Source organism: Frigidibacter sp. MR17.14, assembly GCF_037095735.1.
In the GTDB taxonomy this organism is placed as follows: Bacteria; Pseudomonadota; Alphaproteobacteria; order Rhodobacterales; family Rhodobacteraceae; genus Frigidibacter.
Genome location: NZ_JBAWKD010000001.1, coordinates 864,513 through 884,975, shown reverse-complemented (window position 1 = coordinate 884,975; position 20,463 = coordinate 864,513). Strand labels below are relative to the sequence as shown.

Here is a 20,463-nt window from a genome sequence, read left to right as displayed (position 1 = left end):
TCCCTGCCATGCCCCCGGACCCCATCCCCCCGCCCGAGATCGACGTCATCCTGCGCCAGGCCCTGCGCCGCGAGGCGATCGAGGCGCGGGCGCAGGGCCTGATCCTGCGCGACGGTCGCTGGATCCCCGCGCGCGAGGACCGGGCGCGGGGGCTCGCCCGCGGGGCGGGCGTGACGCTGGCGCTGGTCGAGACCGCGGCGGTCTGCCTGGCGCTGACACTTGCGGGGCTCATGGCCTTCGTGGTGCTGGCGGCGATCGTCTGAGCGCCGCGCCGCCGCCCGGCCGCGCCAGCACCGCCGCCTGCGCCAGCGTCAGCATGATCCAGAGATTGCTCTGTTCCAGGTTCGGCTCGCTCTGGGCCAGCATCAGCAGCGACAGCAGCGTGACCAGCATCAGCTTCGGCCAGGGGCCGCCCCCTGCCGGCGGGTGCAGCATCCGCATCGCCAGATCCAGCGTCAGCCGCACCCAGATCCCGATGAAGATCAGCGGCGCCAGCAGCCCCAGCTCGGTCGCGGCCTGCCCGAACAGGTTGTGGACCGGGCGGTGCCAGAAGTTGCCGTTCGACTCGCCGAAGCCGCGCAGCCCGGTCCCGACCAGAGGCGAGCGCCCGACCTGCTCCAGCCCCAGCTGGAACAGGGTCTTGCGCTGGTCCACGCCCTTGGCGATGCCGGCGTCCCCGAAGCTCAGGTCGTAGACGATCTGCAGGACCCCGGTGAAATACGCGACCGCCACCAGCGCCAGCCCGGCCAGCGCCAGGTGGATCGACAGCCGCGGCCAGCGCAGGAAGGGGAACAGCGCCACCACCAGCGCGCCGGCGAAGATCCCGCCGAAGTTCAGCGACACGCCCAGCCCCAGCCCGATCAGCACCACCGCCGCCAGATCGCGCCAGCGCCAGGCGCGCGCCCATCGCCACAGGGCGAAGGGCAGGGCGCAGACCATGAACGACGAATAATGCTGGGCGGTGATGCACAGGCCCGAGGCGCGCATCACGAAGCCCAGCGGTGTCGGCTTGAAGGCGGTGATCGGCGGGTCGATCAGGGTGAAGTAGAAGATCCCGAAATAGGCCAGCCCGAACTGCACCAGCCCGATCACCGCGCTGGCCGTCGCGACCAGCACCAGCACGGTGAAGGCCCGCTCGAGCGCCGCCTCGTCGCGCAGCAGGTCGGCCAGGATCACCACCAGCAGCACCACCCGGAACATCGAGAACTGGCCGACGAACCACGGCACCGGCCGCGCGACCGGCAGATGGGCGAAGGCCAGGATGAACAGCGCCCCCGCCGCGAAGAACAGCGGCGTCAGCCGCAGGTCGCGCCCGGCGTCCGGCGCGATCGCGCCCGCCCAGACCGCGCCCATCCCCAGCAGCGTGAAGTCGAAGATGTCGAGCGGCCCGGCCCCCAGCCCGTTCAGCTGGCTCGCGGCCAGGATGAGGACCGTGAAGCTTGTCGCGAAGCCCGCGCGCCGCGCCAGCCGCCAGGCCAGCGTCAGCGCCAGCCCCAGCGCCAGCAGCAGTGGCGTCAGCCGCCAGGGCAGGGCGCGCACCGGGTCGGGCAGGCGCAGCCAGTCCGACAGCGGCGGATCGGCCACGACCAGCGCCGCGGCCAGCAGCGGCAGGCCGATCCAGCCCGCGCGGGCGAGGACGGGCGGCGCCGCGCGGATCATTCCGCCGCGGCCCGTGCCGGCGGGGCGGCCGTCCGGTGCCGTCGCCCCAGCCGCAGTTGCACAAGCGCCAGCAGGATCACCGCCGCCCTGAGCAGCACGAAGGCGGCCCCCACCGCCAGACCGGGCCCATAGCCGATCAGGCTGCGCTCGGCCCGCGCCGTGGCGCGCACCAGCGGCCAGCCTAGCGCGACCGCCGACGCCAGCAGCGCCGCGACCAGAAGCGGGCCCACGGGGGGCAGCGCCAGCGCGGGCAGGGCCAGCGCCAGGGCCAGCGCCACGCAGGCGAATTGCAGCTTCAGGCTCAGCGGCGTCCAGCTGTCGCGCCGCATCTTGGCCGGAAACAGCGCGAAGACCCGCAGCCGCCCCAGCGCACGCTGGTGCTTGGCACGCAGGAACTGGCCCCATGTCCGCTGATGGGCATGGGCGACAGGCACGCGGTCGGTGAAGGCGATCCGGTGCCCGGCGGCGGTCAGCCGATAGGCGAATTCCACGTCCTCGGCGGTGCGCAGCCGCGCGTCGAAGCCGCCCAGTGCCCGGAACACCTCGGCCCGCACCCCGCAGGCCGGCGCGGCGATGAAATCGACCCCCCCGGTCGCGGCCGCCATCCCACGATAGCGGTCCTCGACCTCAAGCTGCACGAGCCGCGGCACCACCCCGTCATTCGCGGCGCGGATCGTGCCCATCACCGCGTCGAACCGCCCGGTGACGGCCGCGGCCATCCGCTCGATCCAGTCGGGCGGCGGCACGCAATCGCTGTCGAGGAACAGCAGAAGCGCGCCCCCGGCCGCCTCGGCCCCGCGGTTGCGCGCCGCCGCCGGCCCGGCATTGGCCTGCGTCACCAGCCGCACCGGGGCGGCGACCAGCGCCGGCCCGCCGTCGGTCGAGCCGTCGTCGACGACGATCACCTCGACCCGGCGCGCGGTGCGCTGCGCCGCCAGCGCCGCCAGCACCGCGGGCAGCGTTTCGCGGTCGTTGTAAAGCGGCAGGATCACAGAGACATCGGGCGCGCTCATGCCACGGCCTCGCGCAACAGGGCCGCGGTCGCCCGCCCGGCCTCGGCCCAGTCGAAGGCGGCAAGGCGGCGATAGCCCGCCTCGCGAAGCCGCGCCGCCAGCGCGTCATCGGCCGCCAGCCGTTCCAGCGCCGCGCGCAGCCCGGCCACGTCGCCCGGCTCGACCAGCAGCCCGGCCTCGCCCACCACTTCGGGCAGCGCGGTGGCGCGGGCGGCGATCACCGGCGCGCCATGCGCCATCGCCTCGAGCAGCACCAGCCCGAAGCCCTCGGCCTCGGAGGGGAAGACGAAGGCCCGGCAGCTGGAATAGAGCCTTTCGACCTCGGGCCCCGGCAGGAAGCCCGGCAGGCTGACCCGGTCGGCGGCCGCGGCTCCCTCCAGCAGCGCGCGGATCGCGGGCGCGGCATTGCCGGGCGGGCCTGCGATCACCAGCCGGCAGCCGCGCCGCGCCAGCGCCTCGCTGCCGGTGAAGGCCCGGATCAGGGTCTCGACCCCCTTGGTCCGTTCAAGCTTGCCGACAAACAGGAACAGCGGCGGGCCTTCGCCAGTCGCTGAGGCCGCGCGCGGGCGCGGCGCGGGCCCGCCCTCGTGGATCACTCGCAGCCGGGCGGGCGCGGCCCCGGCCAGGCGCACGGCATCCCCGGCGGTGAAGCCCGAGACCGCGACGATCCGGTCGGCCCGCGCCAGCGCGCGGCGGATCACCAGCCGCAGCGCCGCCGCCTTGGCGCGGCCGAACTTCTCGGGCGTGCGGAACTGCAGCAGGTCATGCGCGGTCAGCACCGTGGGGCTGCGCAGGCCCGGCGTCCAGATCAGGTTCGGCAGGAAGGTCACGTCGGGGGCCAGCGCATTGGCGAAGCGCACGAAGCCGCTGGCCTGCCACAGCAGCCGTGGCAGCGGCCGGCGCGGCGCGGCCAGCACCCGAAGCGCCAGCCGCGGCCCATGGTCCAGCGCCGCCAGCGCCTTTTGCCAAGGCGCATGCACCAGCGTCACCCGCAGCCCGGGATCGGCCTCGAGCATCTGCGGCAGCAGCTGCATCAGGTAGACATCCGGGCCCCGCGGCAGGGCGTTGTCGTTGATCGCGTTCACCAGCACATGCATCGCCTCAGCCCTCCGCCAGCCCGACCGGCCCCGCCGCCCGCAGGTGCGGCTCGGCGCCGAGCGGGGCGCCGATCCGCTCCCATTCGGCGGCCATCACCCGCGCCCAGTCATGCCCGCGCGCCACTTCGGGTCCGCGGGCCGAGGCCGCGGCATAGCCCCCGGCGTCCGCCAGCAGCGCCTGAACCGCGGCCGCGATCCCCTCGGGCGTGCAGGGCGCCAGCCGGCCGGTGCCGGTCGCGGCGACCAGATCGCCGGCCTCCGACCCTTCCAGCGCCAGCACCGGCAGGCCTGCGGCGAAGTATTCCAGCACCTTCAGCGGCGCGGCGTGGCAGCGCAGCGGCACCGGGCGGAACACGGCAAAGCCGATCCCGGCCCGGTCCAGCACGCCGGGCACCTCGTCGCGGGCGATCTCGCCGGGCCAGTCGATGCGCAGATGCGGGGTCGCCGCCGCCGTGATCAGACCGCGCAGCCGGGCGGCATAGCCGGGCTCCGCCGGGCCGATCAGCGTCAGCCGGAGACCCGCAGGCGGCGGCGCGATCCGGGGCAGGGCGGCCAGCAGGTCCTCGATCCCCGACCAGGGCGCAAGCTGGCCCAGATGCAGCAGGTGCGGCTCCGGCAGCGCGCGCAGGCGGGGCCGGAACCGCGCGGCATCGACCCCGGTCGGCGACAGCGCCACCCGCGCGCCCGGCACATCGGCAAAGCGCGCCGCCAGCCGCGCGCCGATCGACAGCGTCAGGTCGGCCCGCGCCGCCGCATGCCGCTCGATCCGCGCGGCCCACAGGCGGCGCGGGGCGGTCGCCATGAAACCGGGCTCGTAATCGCGGTCGACATAGACCAGCCGCCCGATCCGCCCGGCACGGCGCAGCGGCAGCGCCGCCGTCACCGCCCAGGGCCCGAAAGCCTCGCAGAGCGCGGGCCCCAGCCGGGGGGCGAGCGCCCGCGCCGCCGCCCGCCGCAGCGCAAGGATCGTGGCGATGTCGCGCAGGACCCCGAGCCCGTCCAGACCCAGCGCCAGCGCCGCCGCACCGCGCCGCCGAACCGCGGTCAGGTCCCGCGCCAGACCCTCGCGCGGGGTCAGGGGCGGCGTCACCCCGACATAGGTCACGCCCGCCCGCGTCTCGATCCGCGGCGGCGCTCCGGCCAACGCCGAACCCCCCTCCAGCCCGCGGCGGCGATAGACGACCACCAGCCGCTCGACCCGCGACGCCAGCGCGGCGATCGCGTGATGCTCGCGGTTGTTCTGCCGCGAGGCGATGTCGAGCGTGGTCAGGATCAGGGCCTGCCGCATTTCAGGCGACCCTCCGGTGCGGGCCGATCAGGCTTTGGAACAGGGTCTGAAGCGCCTCGGCCGCCACGCCCGGGTCGTGGTTGGCGGCGACCAGCGCCTGTCCCGCGCGCCCCAGCCGGTCGGCCAGCGCGGGGTCGTCCAGCAGCCGGTCGATCGCCGTCGCCAGCGCCTGCGGGCTCCAGCCGCCCGGGACCAGTCCGGTCTCGCCGTCCCGCAGCCAGTCGGCGGCGCCGCCGGCCGGATAGCCGATCACCGGCCGCGCCAGCGCCAGCGCCTCCAGCCCCGACAGCCCCAGCCCCTCGGGCACGCGCGAGGGGAACAGCACCGCCCGCGCGCCGGCCATCTGCCGCGCGACCTCGGACGGCGGCTGCCGCCCGGCCAGCCGCACCCGCCCGGGCGGCAGCGCCGCGGCGCGCGCCCGCAGCGCCTCGCGCGCCGGTCCGTCGCCCAGCAGCAGCAGCCGCGCGGCCGGCGCGCGCAGCCGCGCCATCACCTCGACCGCCAGCACCGCGCCCTTCTCGCGGTCCAGAAGCCCGGCATAGACCAGCAGCGGCGGGCAGGCCGAGGCCGGGACGGGCGCAAGCCCCGGCGCCTCGACCGGCAGCGGCAGCAGGGCGATCCGCCCGGGCGGGAAGCCCGCCTCGGCCGCCAGCCCGGCAAGGAACCGGCTTGGCGCGATCAGGCAGGCGGCGCTGGCGCAGATCTCGGACCAGACCGCCGCGCGCACCGGCGCCAGCCAGCGCCGCCGCAGCCGCGCGGCCAGCCCCTCGCCCCGCGGCGGCAGGAAGGGCGAGACATCGTGCAGGCTGACCGCCAGCGGCGCCAGCGCCGCCGCCCGCCGGATCAACTCGGGCGAAAGGCTGGCGAAGCCGAGGTGCAGATGGATCAGCGCGGCCCCTGCCGCCGCCCGCTCCAGCGCCGCCATCACCGGCGCATCCGGCGCAAGGCGTGGCGCCACGGTCACCGGGGCAAGAGTTTCGGCCGGATCGGCTGGCCCGCCGGCATGGCTGCCCGGACGCAGCAGCCGCAACCGCGTCACCGTCCAGCCCCGCGCCGACAGCGCCGCCGCCTGCAGGCTCACGACCCGGCCGACGCCGCCGTCGCGCGGGCCCTTGTCGGTGATCTGCAACAGCCGCGCGCCGGTCATGGCCGCAACCCCTCGGCCATCGCGGCATAGGCGGCCAGCGTGCAGCGGTGATAGGCTTCGGCCGGCACCGGACGGCCCCCCGCCGCGCCGCGATAGGCCGCCAGCCCGCGCGCCGCGGTCAGGTAGTCGGTGCTGGCCAGCTGGCTTTCATGCGCCGCGATCGCCTGCCATTTCCGCGCCGCGACGGCCGAGATGTCGAACAGCGCATTGGCGGGCAGCGGGCTCCAGACCTCGTAGGCCAGCACCGGCAGCGTCTCTGGCAGGCGCGCGGCCCGCGCCGCCAAGACGAGGATCCGGGCGGTGGCGGCATGGTCGGCATGGCGGTCGGCGGGGAAGGGGGCCAGCACCAGATCGGGGGGGCGGGCGCGCCACAGCGCGGCCAGCGCCCCGGCCAGCCGCGGCTCGTCCCCCGACAATGCCCCGTCGGTGCCGTCGAGCCAGGCCGCCGCCGCCCCCAGAGCCGCCAGCGCCCGTCCGGCCTCGGCCCGGCGCCGGTCGCGGGTGAGGGCCACAAGCCGGGCCCGCGCGCGGCCGTCCAGCGCCGGGTCGCGCAGCGCCGGGTTGCCGGCGCCCCCCTCGGTCAGCAGCACGACCTCGGCCTGCCGGCCCGCCGCGGTCCAGGCCGCGACCAGCCCGCCGGGGCCGATGCTCTCGTCGTCGGGATGGGGTGCCAGCACCGCCATCCGCGCGCCCTCGGGCAGGTCGATCCAGGGCAGCGGGGCGAAGCGTTCGAAGGCCTGCACCCCCAGCAGCAGGCGCAAAGGGTCGCGGATCCAGCCCGGCCGCAGCCGCGCCACCAGCCGGTCGCGCAGAAGTGCCGCCCACCCGCGCTCTTGCGCGAATCGGCTGTCGGGATCAGCCTGCCCGCCATTCAGAAAGACCCTATTCCAGTTCTTTTCGCCGTCGGGCACTGCCCGGCCTTTTCCCGGGGGCACGTGATGTCCTACCTGATTTGCACCTTCGGTCCCGATGTCGCGGACCGCGCCGATTTCGATTTCGTCTCGCGAGATGCGCCCGCGGGACCGGCCTGGGCCCTGCGCGCCGTCGTCGAGCAGATGGCCGCCGTCGCCCTGCTGATCCTGCTGCTGCCGTTCTTCGTGGCGATCACCCTCGCCATCCGGATCGAGACGCCGGGCCCCGCCCTGTTCCGCCAGCCCCGCTTCGGGCGCGACCGGCGCAGCTTCGAGGTGCTGAAGTTCCGCACCATGTGCCGCGAGGGCTGCGACCGCAGCGGCGCCGGCCAGACCGCCGACCGCGACCCGCGCATCACCCGGGTCGGCACCTTCCTGCGGCGCAGCTCGCTGGACGAACTGCCGCAGCTGATCAACGTCATCCGCGGCGAGATGAGCCTTGTCGGCCCCCGCGCGCACCCCTGCGGCATGGAGGTCTGCGGGCGGCTCTGCGACGAGGTCGATCCCCGCTACCACGCCCGCCATGTCGTGCGCCCCGGCATCACCGGCTGGGCGCAGATCAACGGCTCGCGCGGGGCGGTCAAAAGCCCCGAGGCGCTGCGCCACCGCGTCGATCTCGACCTCGACTATGTCGCGCGCTGGTCGCCGCTGCTGGATCTGTGGATCCTCGTGCGGACGCTCGCCGTGGCGATCCATCCCGATGCCGGGGGCTGAGGGGGCGCGGCTCATGGTCCGGGCACTCCCCAGCCCGGGCGCAGATGCCCGCGGCGCGCGGCCAGGAATTCGGCCAGCGCCGCCAGTGCCACGGCGACGGTGTGTTGGTTCGACAGGCCGACGGGCGGCATGTTCCAGCTGGCCCAGCCGCCGTCCGGGCGCTGGGCATCCAGCAGGCGCAGGATCCAGGAAGGGGGTATCAGCGCATGACGGTCGATCCACTGCAGGACCATGATCCGTTCGGCGAAGATGTCGTCGGCCCGCGGGCTGGTGGCGTTGCGGGCAAGGATCGCGGGCAGCGTCGCCTCGATCGCCGCGCGGACCCTGTCCGCGGGCGCACCGCCGTTCATCAGCAGGACCAGCCCGCCGACGATGATGTGGGTGGTGCCGTAGAACCCCTCGTCGTCGAACGCCACCAGCCGTTGCAGGATGTCGGGCTGCGCCCGCACCCCGGCCCAGACCGCGTCCAGCATCAGAAGCTCGACCGGGTGATAGGGCCGCACCTCCATCACGTCGGGCAGATGCGCGTGACGCGGGTCAGCGGGATCGTAGCCCGGCAGCACCACCCGGGTGGCGGGGTCGCGCAGGGTCGCGACATAGCGTTCCAGCTGCGGCACGACATAGCCGAAGCGGCTGTCGCCGGTGCGCTGCAGCGTGCGCTGGGCACAAAGCAGCACCGACATCGACACATCGCGCTGCGGTGCGATCCAGGCCACGCCACGGTCGATCGCGGCATCGACCCGCGCCAGCCAGGCCTGCGGATCGGCGGCGAAAGCGGCCTCGAGCCGGCGGTTGCGCGGCGGCACCACCACCCGGTCCAGCCGCAACCGGGCCGAGATCAGCGCGCGTTTCATCAGCGGCGGCATCGCGCGCTCCTTCCTGCCACGGGGGATGCGCCATGCGTCGACTGACACCCGGCCCGATCCGCCTTCTGCGCGGGGCCGCGCTGACGCTGGGCCTTCTGATCGGCGCGGTCCTGCTGTCGGCGCTGATCATCGAGGCGCTGCAGCCCCGCCGCGCCATCGCCGCCACCCCGGACGAGGCGGTGCGTGCCGCGACCGCCACCTGCCGCCCGGGCGGCACCGCCCCGGCGCGGGGTGTGCTCGGCCTCAGCGATCCCCATGCCGACGAACCGGGGGTGATCGACCTGATCGCCGCGACCGGCGTGCGCTGGGTCCGGGCCGAGCTGTACTGGAGCGAGATCGAGCCTGTCGCCGGCGGCGGCTACCGCTGGGGGCGCTATGACGCGATGATCCGCGCCTATGCCGCGCGCGGGATCCGGGTGCAGGCGATCCTGACCTATGTGCCGCCGGCCTATCTGGGCAAGCCGCAACGGATGGACGCGGCCTTCCAGGCCTTCGCCGCGGCGGCGGTCCGGCGCTATGGCGCGATGGGTGTGCATCACTGGGAGGTGTTCAACGAGCCGAATCTGCCCGGCTACGGCTGGCTGACCCGCCGCTTCGACACCCGCGAGAACCTGCCCGACTATGCGCTGCTGCTGGCGCGGGCCAACCGCGCCGTGCGCGAGAACGATCCGCGCGGGGTGGTGATCCTGGGCGGGCTCGCCTCGGACCAGCACCGCGGCCTGCCGATCGAAGAGACGATGCAAAGGCTCTATGACCTTGGCGTCGCGCCCTGCTTCGACGTGATGGCCTTCCATCCCTATGGCTACCAGGGCCGCTTCCCCGAGGCGCGGGCGCGGGTCGACGCGGTGCTCCGGGCCCATGGCGACACCGGCAAGCCGGTCTGGTTCAACGAATACGGCTGGACGGAACAGGCGGCGATGGACCTGTCGCGCAACCCCGATGCGGGCTCGAACCCGATGCTGGCGGCGCTCGAGCAGGGATCGCGGGCGGCAGAGGCCTTCTTCTGGTTCTCGGCCCGCGACTACAGCGCCAAGCGCGGCACACCGGCATTCGGCCTTGCGACCGCCGACCTCGTGCGCCGCCCGAGTTTCCAGACCTTCCGCCATCACGTCACCGGCCAGTGATCGGCGGCAGAGGCGCTGGCAGACGCGCCGGCGGGCGCTTCGGCCGGCGTCCCGGCCGGGTCGCCGCCGGAACGTGCCCGGCAGATCCGCGCGTAAAGCCGGCCGCGCAGGGTCGGCAGGAAGGCCACGACGTTGCACAGGGTCGATTCCTGGTCGCACAGCGGCCGCAGCCAGTCCTGCGTCGCGTTCATGTCGAAGCGGGTGATCCCGGCGCCGGCGGCCCAGTCGATGACCTCGGTCAGCAGCAGAAGGCCCGGGCTCGCCTCGGGCAGGGCGCCGGTGTGGAAGGTGGCGAAGCCGGTCAGCCGGTCGCGGTGGCGCAGCGCGACCAGCGCGGCCACCGCCTGCCCGTCCGGGGTCTCGCACAGGGCGGTGACCGGGGCGATGGCGGGGCCGGCCAGCAGCGCCTGCAGGAAGCGCGCCTGCGGGCCGGCATGGGGCACGGTGATCCGCCCGCTTGGGCCCGGCTCCGCCTTCCAGCTGGCGGCGGCGACCTCGGCCAGCCGGGGCAGGGCCGCCAGCGCCGCGTCGGGGTCGGACAATACCCGGAACCGCAGCCCGGCCTCGGTCGCCGCCCGCCGCGCGCGTTGCACCCGGCGGCGGAAATTGCGGCTCTGCGCGGCCAGCAGCGCCTCGAAGGGCTGCGGATGCGCCAGCACCAGCAGCGGCCGGTCCAGCCGGTGCAGGAAGGGCTGCAGCCCCGCGCCCGCCAGCGCGCGCAGCCAGCCCGCGGCCTCGGGCCCCTCTTCGCAGGGCAGCACGATCTGGTCGATGCCGCGGTGGCGCGCCATCAGCAGCGCCAGCGCCCCCTGCACCGCACGCCGGTCCTCGGGAAGCGTCAGCAGCGTCGGCCGGATCGAGGCCGCGCGCCAGGACACCGGCGTCGACAGCTGGCGCACCGGGAACAGCCGCCGCGTGCCCGGCGCCAGATCCGCGTCATAGGGCGCGTAGTCGATGCGCGGCAGCAACGCCGGGCCGCGCCAGTTCGTCGCCTGCATCAGCGCGGTCGCCCCGATCAGCCGCGGCCCGCGCCAGACCAGCGCCGCCCCGCCCCGCACCCGCCCGCCGTGCCCGCCGTGCCCGAGCCTGCCGTGTTCCCGCCCGTCCGCGACCGTCGCCGACCAGGCGGCGGCATGGTCGGGGGCGCTGAACACGGCCGCCCCGGGCGCGGTGCGCCACAGCTGGCGCCACTCGGCACCGTGGCGCTGCAGCGCCTCGGACAGGGGCAGGATCTCTGCCAGAAGCGGCGGGCCGTTCATCGCAGGCGCCGGCAGCGCAGGGCCACCGCCTCCATCAGCCGACCCCAGACCCCGTGCGAGAACAGGACGGCGTTCACCACCTCTGTCCGCTCGTTGGCGACATGGCGCACCCAGGGCGCGGTGGCGTTCAGGTCGTAGCGCAGCGCGCCCCGCGCGACCGCAAGGTCGATCGAGCGCCCCAGCAGCAGCAATCCCGGCGAGCAGCGGTCGTAGCGCCCGTCCCAGAAGGTCAGCAGCGCGGTGACCGTTCCGCCGGCCTGCAGCAGCAGCAGCACGTTGCAGGGCCCCTCGGGCCCCTCGGCGATGCCCAGCACCGGCTGGCCCTTCAGCAGGGGCGAGGTGAACAGCCCCTCGACATAGGCCTGCTGGCGCGCGTCATAGGGGATGTTCAGCGGGTTTCCGGCGCGTCCCGCGGCCTTCCAGCTGGCCTCGGCGATGCGGCGGATCAGCGGGAACTCGGCCGCGACCGCGGCGCTGCCCTCGATGAAGCGGAAGCCGACGCCCATCTCGGATGCGAAGCGTTCGGCCCGGCGCAGGTTCTGGCGCACCTTCATCGGCTGGCCGGCGTACAGCGCGCTGAACGGCCGGACCGGGGCCACGTTCTGCACCACGCGGTCCAGCGCCTGCCGGTGCAGCCGGTGGCCGCGCCGCGCGAAAGCCGCCTGCCACAGCGCGAACTCGTCCGGCATCGCGGCCGACAGCACCGCCACGTCCCAGCCGCGCTCTGCCAGGATCGCGCCCGCCACCGCGTCGATCGCGGGGCCAAGGTCCTCGGGGCGGCAGAGCGGCGCGCCCCATGCCAGCGTCGCCGGCATCGAGGTCGCCGCCGCCACTTGCCGCAACGGGAACAGTCGCCGCGCCCCCGGTCCCAGCAGCCGACCGTCCGCCGGGTCGTAATCGAAGCGCGGCGCCATCGCCGGGCCGCGCCGGACCCGGTCGCGCATCAGCGCGAAGACCGCGCGCAGCCGGCCGGCGGGGTCGCGCACGGTGATCAGCGGGCTCGAGTCCGGGCGGCGCAACTGGCGCAGCCAGACGTCGTGCGCGGCCGGCAGCAGGGACCAGTTCGGGGCGGCGACGGCATCGGCCAGCGCCTGCCATTCGGCATGGACGGCGGCGATCGAAGCAGCCCCGCGCAGCGTCTCGGCGCGGAAGCCCTGCGCCGCTGTGCGCGCCGGGGCGTCGGTCATCGCGCCCTCGAGTGCGATCATGCTCATGCTCGTCCTCCCCTCAGCATCGCGGCGGCGCGCACCGCCGCCCCGGCCAGCGCCCCGGCCGCGCCCTCTGCCGGCAGCAGCACCCGCTGCAGCGCGATCCGCTCGGCCCAGATCCGGGCGATCATGGCGTTGTCCGGCGCGGTGCAGCTGTCGACCGCGGCCAGCCGGGGCTCGTCATGGAAGGCCGCGACCGCGTCCAGCTCCAGCAGCACCCCGGGCGAAAAGGCGGCCAGCGTCTCGTCATGCGCTACCTTGAAGGCGAAGCCCTGCCGCCCCGAGACGAGGTTGCACTGCAGCGCCACCGGCCGTCCCTCCAGCCACAGGCCGATCATCCGCAACCGCCCCAGCCGCGCCGCCCCGGTCGCCATCGCCCGGAAAAACCGCTCGCCCGCCGCGCAAGAGGCCAGCGCGGTGCCGGCCCGGCCCTTCCACCCGGCGAGCTCGAGCCGAAGGAAGGCGTCGATCCAGGGCCCCGGGTCCTCGGTCGCGGCCAGCCGGCGCAACTCGAGCGCGCCCTGTTCCGCCAGCCGCCGCCGCAGCCGCCGCCAGTCCTTGCGCGCCCCGGCCGAGGCGCTGGCGGCCAGATAGGCCGCGGCGCCCGCCGGATGCGGCACCAGCGCCGCGCGGGTCAGCGAGGACAGCCGAACCGCGCCCGGCGGCAGCGGCAGCGCCGCGGGCAGGTCGTGCAGCACCAGCGCCCGCGCCCCCTGCGCCGCGCAATGCCGGCCAAGCGCCGCCCAGACCCGCGCCGCCTGTCCGGGCGCGATCAGCGGCGCGCCGAGGAAGGCCTGCCCGTGGCGCCAGCCCTCGAGATGCGCCAGCGGCAGGCCGGCCAGCCGCGCGCGCGGGCGCAGCGCCACCAGCCCCTGCAGCGCGCCACTCCCTGGCGCATGCAGCACGGCCAGCGACGCGCCCTCTGCCGCGCCCCAGGCCTGCAATGCAGGGCCAAGGAACCAGGGCTCGAGAAAGGGATTGACGACCTCGGCCCGGTCGGCCAGCGCCTGCCACGGGCCGGCCAGCGCGGCCGGGTCGTCGATCACCGCGACCTCCAGCCGCGCCTCCGCGCGCCGGGCGGGGGCGGCCTGTGCCGTGCTGGAGGTGCGGCTGTCGCGGATCACCTCAGGCATCGGCGATCCCTCCGGCCGACCCGCACGGCAACCCGCCCGCCGCACCGCCAATCGACCCGCGCGCCCGGCGCAGCGCCGCCAGGATCACGCCCGTGATCAACGCCATCGCCACCAGCCGCCCGAAGATGTCGGCCAGCCCCATGCCGACCCCGCCCATCGCCGGCACCAGCGCCGCCGCCGCCGCCAGCTTCAGCGCCATCTGCAGCCCCGCCGCCAGCGCGATGATCCGCGCCGCCCCGATCGACAGCAGCATCAGCATCAGCGGCGCGCCGACCAGCGTCATCACCGAGCCGAGGAACAGCACCGCGAAGACCCCGGCCGCCGCGGCATAGTCGGGGCCGAAGACCAGCCCCAGCACCGGATGCGCCAGCGGCCAGGCCAACAGCGGCACCAGCAGCAGCGGCCCCGCCGCCCGCGCCGCCGCGCGCAGGAACCCCGCCACCTCGCCCGCCGCGCCGAAGCGCGACACGGTCGGCAGCAGCGTCGTCACCAGCGTCTGGGTGAAGATCCCCATCCCCACGCAGAGCTGCGCGGCCAGCGCGAAGCGCCCGGCCTCGGCCGCGTCGGACAGCCAGCCCACCAGCCAGACGTCGTAGCGCCCCGCCAGCATCGCCAGCGCCGCCACCATCAGCCAGCCGTTCACCGCCATCAGCCGCCGCATCGGCGCCGCGACCGGGGCGGCGGCGCGCAGGAAAGACCAGTCGGTCAGCCAGACGCCCAGCGCGCAGCTCGCCACGGCCGCCAGTCCCAGCGCCATCGCCGCCAGCCGCGGGTCGGGCCCCGCGACCAGCAGCACCGCGCCGACCAGCCCCAGCCGCAGCAGGTTCTTCGACAGGCTCAGCACCGACAGGGTCGCGAAGGCCTCGGCCGCGGTCAGCCGCGCCTGCGTGAAGCCGTACAGCCCGGCCACCGCCGCCGCCGGCCCCGCCAGCAGGATCGGCCCGGCCAGCGCGCCATCCCCGGTCATCGCCACCGACAGCGGATGCGCCAGCGCCGCCACCGCCAGCGCATAGGCCGCGCCGAAGCCCAGCTTCAGCAAGAACCCCGCCTTCAGCACCGCCGCATCCGGCACGCCCCCGCGCCCCTCGCGCGCGGCGACGTTGATCATCCCGGTGTTCACCGTGGCGTCGAGGAACATCTGCCCGCCGTCGATCACCGCCAGCACCGCCAGCACCAGCGCCAGCCCCTCGGGCGGCAGGGCGCGCGCCAGCACGAACAGCAGCACCAGCCCCAGCCCGGCCGAGGCGGCATTGCCCAGCATCACCTGGCCGCCGCCGCGCCACAGCCTGCGGGGGGCGGCGCCGCTCATGCCTGCCGCCCCAGCGCGGCAAGGATGCGGTCGATCTGCGCCACCGTCCCCACCGGCAGCATCACCGACGCGCCGCCGTTGAACTTGTAGGGCGGCACCACGATGCCCTCCTGCTTCAGCGCCTCGAGCGCGGCGTCGAAGCCCTTGGGAGTCGCCGCGAAGACATAAGGCGCCTGACTCGGGATATGCGCGATCCCCAGCGCGGCCAGCCCCGCCTGCAGATGCGCGCGCGCCGCCGTCGCCGCGGCATGGACCCGGTCGCGGTGCGCATGGTCGCGCAGCGCGGCCTCGGCCGCGACGGCCGAGACATGGGGCAGCATGAAGATCTGTTCCGACCGGCGGATCAGCCCGGCCAGCTCGGGCGCGGCATAGGCATAGCCCACGCGCATCCCCGCCAGCGCATGGAACTTCGAAAAGGTGCGCAGCCCGATCACCGAGCGTCCCGACTGCCGCACCAGCGCCGGCACGTCGGCCATCGCCGGGTCGTCGGCGAATTCGGCATAGGCCTCGTCGATCATCACCGGCAGCGTCTCTGGCAGGGCCGCGAGGAACTCGGCCAGCTCGGCATGGCGCAGCACCACGCCCTCGGGGTTCGAGGGGCTGATCAGGTAGACCAGCCGCGTGCGCGGGGTGATCGCGGCCAGCATCCGGTCAAGCCCGTGGCCCGGCGCCCGCCCGGACCCGCCGCGTTCGAAGGGCACCAGCCGCTGGCGGATGCCGTGACGCTCGCAGGTCACGTTGAAGCCGAACCAGCCCGGCCCGCTCGAAACGATCTCTTCGCCCGGCGCGGCGAACAGCGACAGGATCCGCGCGATCAGCTCCCACGACCCGGGGCCCAGCGCGAAATGGTCGGGGGTCAGCCCGTGTTCCTCGGCCAGCGCGCCGCGCAGCGACAGGTAGCGCTCTTCGGGATAGAAGTTCGGCGGATGCGCGGTCAGGCTCTCGACCACCGCGGCGATCGCACGGGGCGAGGTGCCCTGCTGGTTCTCGGCCCGGTCCAGCAGCACCAGCGCCTGCGGATCGCGCGCCACGACCTGCCCGCCCAGCGTCAGCTCTGGATAGAGGATCGGCTGGCGGATCGCGGCCACGCCGGCCAGCCGCGCCTCGGCCCCGGCATCGACAAGGAAGCGCGCCGCCGACAGGCTGCGCCCGTGCAGCTGCGCCGCCGGCCCGGTCGCGGCGAATTCGAAGGCGGGCAGGATCGTCTCGACCGGCGGCAGCAGCTCGGTCGAGGCCCAGTCGGCCGCCCGCTTGCGCTCGGTCTGCACCGCGGGAAGGATCAGCCCGGTCACCACCACCTCTGCCCCCGGCAGGTCCGAGGCCGCGTGCCGGGTGAAGGCCTCGAGCGCGGCCTTCGAGGTCGAATAGGGCACCATCTTCGGATAGCTGCCCTCGGTCGCGATCGACGAGACGTTCAGGATCCGCCCCGGATGGGCATTGGCGCGGAACCAGCGCAGCGCGGCATTGGCGCACAGCAGCGGCCCCTCCAGATTGGCGGCCATCGTGCCCAGCAGATCCCCGGCCGCGGTCTCGCCGATCGGCGCATGCGGCCCGGCGATCGCGGCGTTGTTGATCAGGATGTCGAGCCGGCCCTGCGTGGCGACGGTCTCGGCCACCAGCCGCTCGGCGCCCTCGGGGGTGGCCACGTCGGCCAGCACGCCCTGCGCGGTGACGCCCTCGCGCGCCAGCAGCGCCAGCGCCTGTCCCAGCGCCTCGGGGCGGCGGGCGTTGACCACGACCCGCGCGCCCAGCGCGCCGAAGCGCCGCGCCACCGCCAGCCCGACACCCTGCGTGCCGCCGGTGATCACCACCACCTTGTCGGCCAGCCCCGGCGCGGCCCCGGCCACCACCGGCAGCGCCGCCAGCAGCCGCTCGGTCTGCGAGGGGGTTCGCAATTCGCGCATCACCCGCCGCGCGACATGGATCGAACGGGCCAGAAGCTGGCGGGACCGATGGGTCAGGACAGGGGCGCTGAGCATGGCCGGGGTTCCTTGCAAGGGACGGGCGGTCAGGCGCCGACGAGGCCGGGGGCCGGGCCGGGCAGCCGTGGCCCGCGTCGCGGGGGCAGCGGTCCGGCGGCGCTGCAGCGCGCCGCGGTCTGCGCGGGCGCACGCGGGGCGCAGAGCGCGCGGAAATGCTCCATCGTGCGGCGCAGTCCCTCGTCCAGCGTCACCCGCGGGCGCCAGCCCAGATGCGCCACCGCCAGCGAGATGTCGGGCCGCCGCCGCGTGGGATCGTCCTGCGGCAGCGCCCGGTGCTCGATCAGCGCGGGCAGCCCGCTCAGACCCGCGATCCGCTCGGCCAGCTCGGCGATCGTGACCTCCTCGGGATTGCCGAGGTTGCAGGGCCGGCGCATTCCGGGCCCCGCCTCCATCAGCGCGACAAGGCCGCGGACCAGATCCTCGACATAGCAGAAGGACCGCGTCTGCCGGCCGTCGCCATACAGGGTGATCGGCTCGCCGCGCAGGGCCTGCACCGCGAAGTTCGAGATCACCCGCCCGTCGTCGACCGCCATCCGCGGCCCGTAGGTGTTGAAGATCCGCGCGATCCGGATATCGACGCCATGCATCCGGGCATAGTCGTGGAACAGCGCCTCGGCCGCGCGCTTGCCCTCGTCGTAGCAGGCCCGCGGCCCGAAGGAACTGACCGATCCGCGATAGGTCTCGGTCTGCGGATGCACCTCGGGATCGCCGTAGATCTCCGAGGTCGAGGCCTGCAGCACCCGCGCCCCGCAGCGCCGCGCGAGGTCGAGCACGTTCAGCGCGCCCAGAAAGCTGGTGCGCAGCGTCCGCACCGGGTCGCGCTGGTACTGCACCGGGCTGGCCGGACAGGCGAGGTTGTAGATCTGCGCCACCGGGCCGATCGCGGCCAGCGGCTCTTCGACATCGCCGGCCAGCACCTCGATCCGGTCGTTGCCCAGCATCGCCGACAGGTTGCCAAGGCTGCCGGTCTGCAGGTTGTCCAGCGCGATCACGTGATGGCCCTGATCCAGCAGGACCTGGCAGAGATGGGATCCGATGAATCCACAACCTCCGGTAACTAGAATGCGTGCCATGCCAATATCCGTCCCGCACCAGGAACGGATCGCCACGGCCGTCCGCCGTGACCGGATCCGCCTCCGGCGCCCCTTGAAATAACGGCGAAGGGGCCCCGCACCCCCCCGGAAAGTCCATTAACCAACGAATCGGAACCTGTGGGCCAAAGGTAACACGCGGTTGCGTTTACTGCACCATTCGAGAAGCCCAGTTTCTCCCGTGGGTTGCGCCTCGGCGGCGCCGGACCCCCGGCCGGGGCCGGCCGCGGCCGGGCTGCGGTCGGGCGGTGATCGGGCTGCCGAGCGGGCGCGGGGCGCCGCAGCGCGGCGGGGGAAAACGTTGCCCGCTTCCGGCATCTTGGCTAAGCAGCGCAGGCTTGCTTGACCCCCGGACACCGAGGCCCCGATGTCGAAGACCCGTATCACCCCCGAAGAGGCGCTTGCCTATCACCTCGAGCCGACGCCGGGGAAATACGACATCGTCGCCTCGACGCCGATGGCGACCCAGCGCGACCTCAGCCTCGCCTATTCGCCCGGTGTCGCCGTCCCGGTCGAGGCGATCGCCCGCGACCCTGGCCTCGCCTATGACTACACCGTCAAGGGCAACATGGTCGCCGTGATCTCGAACGGCACCGCGATCCTCGGGCTCGGCAACCTCGGCGCGCTGGCCTCGAAACCGGTGATGGAGGGCAAGGCGGTGCTCTTCAAGCGCTTCGCCGACGTGAACGCCATCGACATCGAACTGGCCTCGGAAGACCCCGAAGAGATCATCCGCGCCGTGAAGCTGATGGAGCCGACCTTCGGCGGCATCAACCTTGAAGACATCAAGGCGCCCGAGTGCTTCATCATCGAGCAGCGCCTGAAAGAGACGATGGACATCCCCGTCTTCCACGACGACCAGCACGGCACCGCCGTGATCTGCGCCGCGGGGCTGCTGAACGCGCTCGAAATGACCGGCAAGAAGATCGGCGACGTGAAGATCGTGCTGAACGGCGCCGGCGCCGCCGGCATCGCCTGCCTCGAGCTGCTGAAATCGATGGGCGCCAAGCACGACAACTGCCTGATGTGCGACACCAAGGGCGTGATCTACCAGGGTCGCACCGAGGGCATGAACCAGTGGAAATCGGCCCATGCCGCCCGGACCGAGGCCCGCACGCTGGAAGAGGCGATGCGCGGCGCCGACGTGTTCCTGGGCGTCTCGGCCAAGGGGGCGGTGACGCAGGACATGGTGAAATCCATGGCCGACAACCCGGTGATCTTCGCCATGGCGAACCCGGACCCCGAGATCACCCCCGAAGAGGCCCACGAGGTGCGTCCCGACGCCATCGTCGCCACCGGCCGCTCGGACTATCCGAACCAGGTCAACAACGTGCTGGGCTTCCCCTACCTGTTCCGCGGCGCGCTCGACATCCATGCCCGCGCGATCAACGACGAGATGAAGATCGCCTGCGCCCAGGCGCTGGCGGCGCTCGCGCGCGAGGACGTGCCCGACGAGGTCGCGGTGGCCTATGGCCGCAAGCTGTCGTTCGGGCGCGACTACATCATCCCCACCCCCTTCGACCCGCGGCTGATCTACACGGTGCCGCCCGCCGTCGCGAAGGCGGGGATGGCCACCGGCGTCGCCCGCCGCCCGATCATCGACATGGAGGCCTACACGCAAAGTCTGCGCGAGCGGATGGACCCGACCGCCTCGATCCTGCAGGCGATCCATGCCCGCGCCCGCTCGGCGCAAAGCCGGATGATCTTCGCCGAGGGCGATGACCCGCGCGTCCTGCGCGCGGCCGTGGCCTGGGCCCGCGGCGGCATGGGCAAGGCGATCGTCGTCGGCCGCGAGGCGGATGTGAAGCAGAAGCTGGAAGCCGCGGGCCTGGGCGACGCCTGGCGCGAGATCGAGGTGGTGAACGCCGCCAACACCCGGCATTTCGAGACCTACAAGTCCTTCCTCTACACCCGCCTGCAGCGCCGCGGCTTCGACGCGCAGGACATCCACCGCCTGGCCGCCCGCGACCGCCACGTCTTCGCGGCGCTGATGCTGGCCCATGGCCACGGCGACGCGATGCTGACCGGGGCGACCCGGAAATCGGCGCATGTGCTGGAACTGATCAACCACGTCTTCGACGCCGATGCGGCGGCCCATGCCGTGGGCATCACCGCGCTTCTGCACCGTGGCAAGGTCGTGCTGATCGGCGACACGCTGGTGCAGGAATGGCCCGAGGCCGCAGACCTCGCCGACATCGCCGAGGCTGGCGCCAAGGTCGCGCGCGGGCTGGGGCTTGACCCGCGGGTGGCCTTCGTCAGCTTCTCGACCTTCGGGCATCCGGTCTCGGAACGCGCGACCAAGATGCTCGAGGCGCCTAAGGTGCTCGACGCGCGCGGCGTCGATTTCGAATACGACGGCGAGATGACCGTCGACGTGGCGCTGAACCCCGAACAGCAGGCGATGTACCCGTTCTGCCGCCTGTCGGGCCCGGCCAACGTGCTGGTGGTGCCGGCGCGGCACTCGGCCTCGATCTCGGTCAAGCTGATGCAGGAAATGGCGGGGGCGACCGTCATCGGGCCGATCCTCGTGGGGACCGAGAAGCCGATCCAGATCTGCTCGACCGTCTCGACGGTGAACGACATCCTGAACATGGCGGCGATCGCGGCCTGCCGGATCGGTCAGGCGAAGTGACGGAAGCCGGGGGGCGTGCACGCCCCCCGG

General features: G+C 74.1%; 17 protein-coding genes. 4 read left to right on the top strand and 13 right to left on the bottom strand.

Annotated elements, in window-relative coordinates:
- Positions 1-8: 8 nt before the first annotated feature.
- The gene (locus tag V8J36_RS04165) at positions 9-263 is read left to right on the top strand and encodes a hypothetical protein (protein ID WP_336465979.1); all 255 of its coding nucleotides are present in this window, start codon (positions 9-11) and stop codon (positions 261-263) included.
- On the opposite strand, the gene V8J36_RS04160 is transcribed toward V8J36_RS04165, so the two are convergent.
- From V8J36_RS04160 to V8J36_RS04135, 6 genes are read right to left on the bottom strand one after another with little or no spacing between them, the layout of a single operon-like run.
- On the bottom strand, positions 229-1,659 hold the full coding sequence (locus tag V8J36_RS04160) for a hypothetical protein (protein ID WP_336465978.1): 1,431 nt from the start codon (positions 1,657-1,659) through the stop codon (positions 229-231). The genes V8J36_RS04165 and V8J36_RS04160 overlap by 35 nt on opposite strands.
- The gene (locus V8J36_RS04155) at positions 1,656-2,672 is read right to left on the bottom strand and encodes a glycosyltransferase family 2 protein (RefSeq protein ID WP_336465977.1); all 1,017 of its coding nucleotides are present in this window, start codon (positions 2,670-2,672) and stop codon (positions 1,656-1,658) included. The genes V8J36_RS04160 and V8J36_RS04155 overlap by 4 nt, the downstream gene beginning before the upstream one ends.
- Positions 2,669-3,769, bottom strand: a complete 1,101-nt coding sequence (locus V8J36_RS04150; RefSeq protein ID WP_336465976.1) for a glycosyltransferase family 4 protein — start codon at positions 3,767-3,769, stop codon at positions 2,669-2,671. Before V8J36_RS04150 ends, V8J36_RS04155 begins: the two co-directional genes overlap by 4 nt.
- Positions 3,770-3,773: 4 nt before the next feature.
- On the bottom strand, positions 3,774-5,057 hold the full coding sequence (locus tag V8J36_RS04145) for a glycosyltransferase family 4 protein (RefSeq protein ID WP_336465975.1): 1,284 nt from the start codon (positions 5,055-5,057) through the stop codon (positions 3,774-3,776).
- Position 5,058: 1 nt separating this feature from the next.
- Positions 5,059-6,204 (bottom strand): glycosyltransferase family 4 protein, encoded by a 1,146-nt coding sequence (locus V8J36_RS04140; protein ID WP_336465974.1) that lies wholly within the window; start codon positions 6,202-6,204, stop codon positions 5,059-5,061.
- Positions 6,201-7,115 (bottom strand): PIG-L deacetylase family protein, encoded by a 915-nt coding sequence (locus tag V8J36_RS04135; RefSeq protein WP_336465973.1) that lies wholly within the window; start codon positions 7,113-7,115, stop codon positions 6,201-6,203. Before V8J36_RS04135 ends, V8J36_RS04140 begins: the two co-directional genes overlap by 4 nt.
- Before the next feature lie 27 nt (positions 7,116-7,142).
- Between V8J36_RS04135 and V8J36_RS04130 the strand changes: the two genes are divergently transcribed.
- Positions 7,143-7,829 carry a sugar transferase gene (locus V8J36_RS04130; RefSeq protein WP_336465972.1) on the top strand — a complete coding sequence of 229 codons (687 nt, stop codon included), beginning with the start codon at positions 7,143-7,145 and terminating at the stop codon, positions 7,827-7,829.
- Between the two features lie 11 nt (positions 7,830-7,840).
- Here V8J36_RS04130 and V8J36_RS04125 read toward each other — a convergent pair whose 3' ends face one another.
- Entirely contained in the window at positions 7,841-8,695 is an 855-nt protein-coding gene (locus V8J36_RS04125) for a hypothetical protein (RefSeq protein ID WP_336465971.1), read from the bottom strand.
- Between the two features lie 32 nt (positions 8,696-8,727).
- On the opposite strand from V8J36_RS04125, the gene V8J36_RS04120 reads away from it, so the two are divergent.
- Positions 8,728-9,819: a cellulase family glycosylhydrolase gene (locus V8J36_RS04120; RefSeq protein WP_336465970.1), complete on the top strand. Its 1,092-nt coding sequence runs from the start codon at positions 8,728-8,730 to the stop codon at positions 9,817-9,819.
- Here V8J36_RS04120 and V8J36_RS04115 read toward each other — a convergent pair.
- The 6 genes from V8J36_RS04115 to V8J36_RS04090 are packed head-to-tail and all read right to left on the bottom strand — an operon-like array spanning position 9,801 to position 17,783.
- Positions 9,801-11,078: a GNAT family N-acetyltransferase gene (locus tag V8J36_RS04115; RefSeq protein WP_336465969.1), complete on the bottom strand. Its 1,278-nt coding sequence runs from the start codon at positions 11,076-11,078 to the stop codon at positions 9,801-9,803. The genes V8J36_RS04120 and V8J36_RS04115 overlap by 19 nt on opposite strands.
- The gene (locus tag V8J36_RS04110; protein WP_336465968.1) at positions 11,075-12,292 is read right to left on the bottom strand and encodes a GNAT family N-acetyltransferase; all 1,218 of its coding nucleotides are present in this window, start codon (positions 12,290-12,292) and stop codon (positions 11,075-11,077) included. The genes V8J36_RS04115 and V8J36_RS04110 overlap by 4 nt, the downstream gene beginning before the upstream one ends.
- Positions 12,289-13,419, bottom strand: coding sequence for a GNAT family N-acetyltransferase (locus tag V8J36_RS04105; protein ID WP_336465967.1), 1,131 nt, complete (start codon positions 13,417-13,419; stop codon positions 12,289-12,291). The genes V8J36_RS04110 and V8J36_RS04105 overlap by 4 nt, the downstream gene beginning before the upstream one ends.
- Positions 13,412-14,728, bottom strand: coding sequence for a lipopolysaccharide biosynthesis protein (locus V8J36_RS04100; protein WP_336465966.1), 1,317 nt, complete (start codon positions 14,726-14,728; stop codon positions 13,412-13,414). The genes V8J36_RS04105 and V8J36_RS04100 overlap by 8 nt, the downstream gene beginning before the upstream one ends.
- A complete protein-coding gene (locus tag V8J36_RS04095; protein WP_336465965.1) occupies positions 14,725-16,707 on the bottom strand; it encodes an SDR family NAD(P)-dependent oxidoreductase in 1,983 nt (660 codons plus the stop codon). Before V8J36_RS04095 ends, V8J36_RS04100 begins: the two co-directional genes overlap by 4 nt.
- A gap of 29 nt (positions 16,708-16,736) precedes the next feature.
- A complete protein-coding gene (locus V8J36_RS04090; protein ID WP_336465964.1) occupies positions 16,737-17,783 on the bottom strand; it encodes a UDP-glucuronic acid decarboxylase family protein in 1,047 nt (348 codons plus the stop codon).
- 385 nt (positions 17,784-18,168) lie between these two features.
- On the opposite strand from V8J36_RS04090, the gene V8J36_RS04085 reads away from it, so the two are divergent.
- Positions 18,169-20,433, top strand: a complete 2,265-nt coding sequence (locus V8J36_RS04085; protein WP_336465963.1) for an NADP-dependent malic enzyme — start codon at positions 18,169-18,171, stop codon at positions 20,431-20,433.
- The last annotated feature ends 30 nt before the right edge of the window (positions 20,434-20,463 follow it).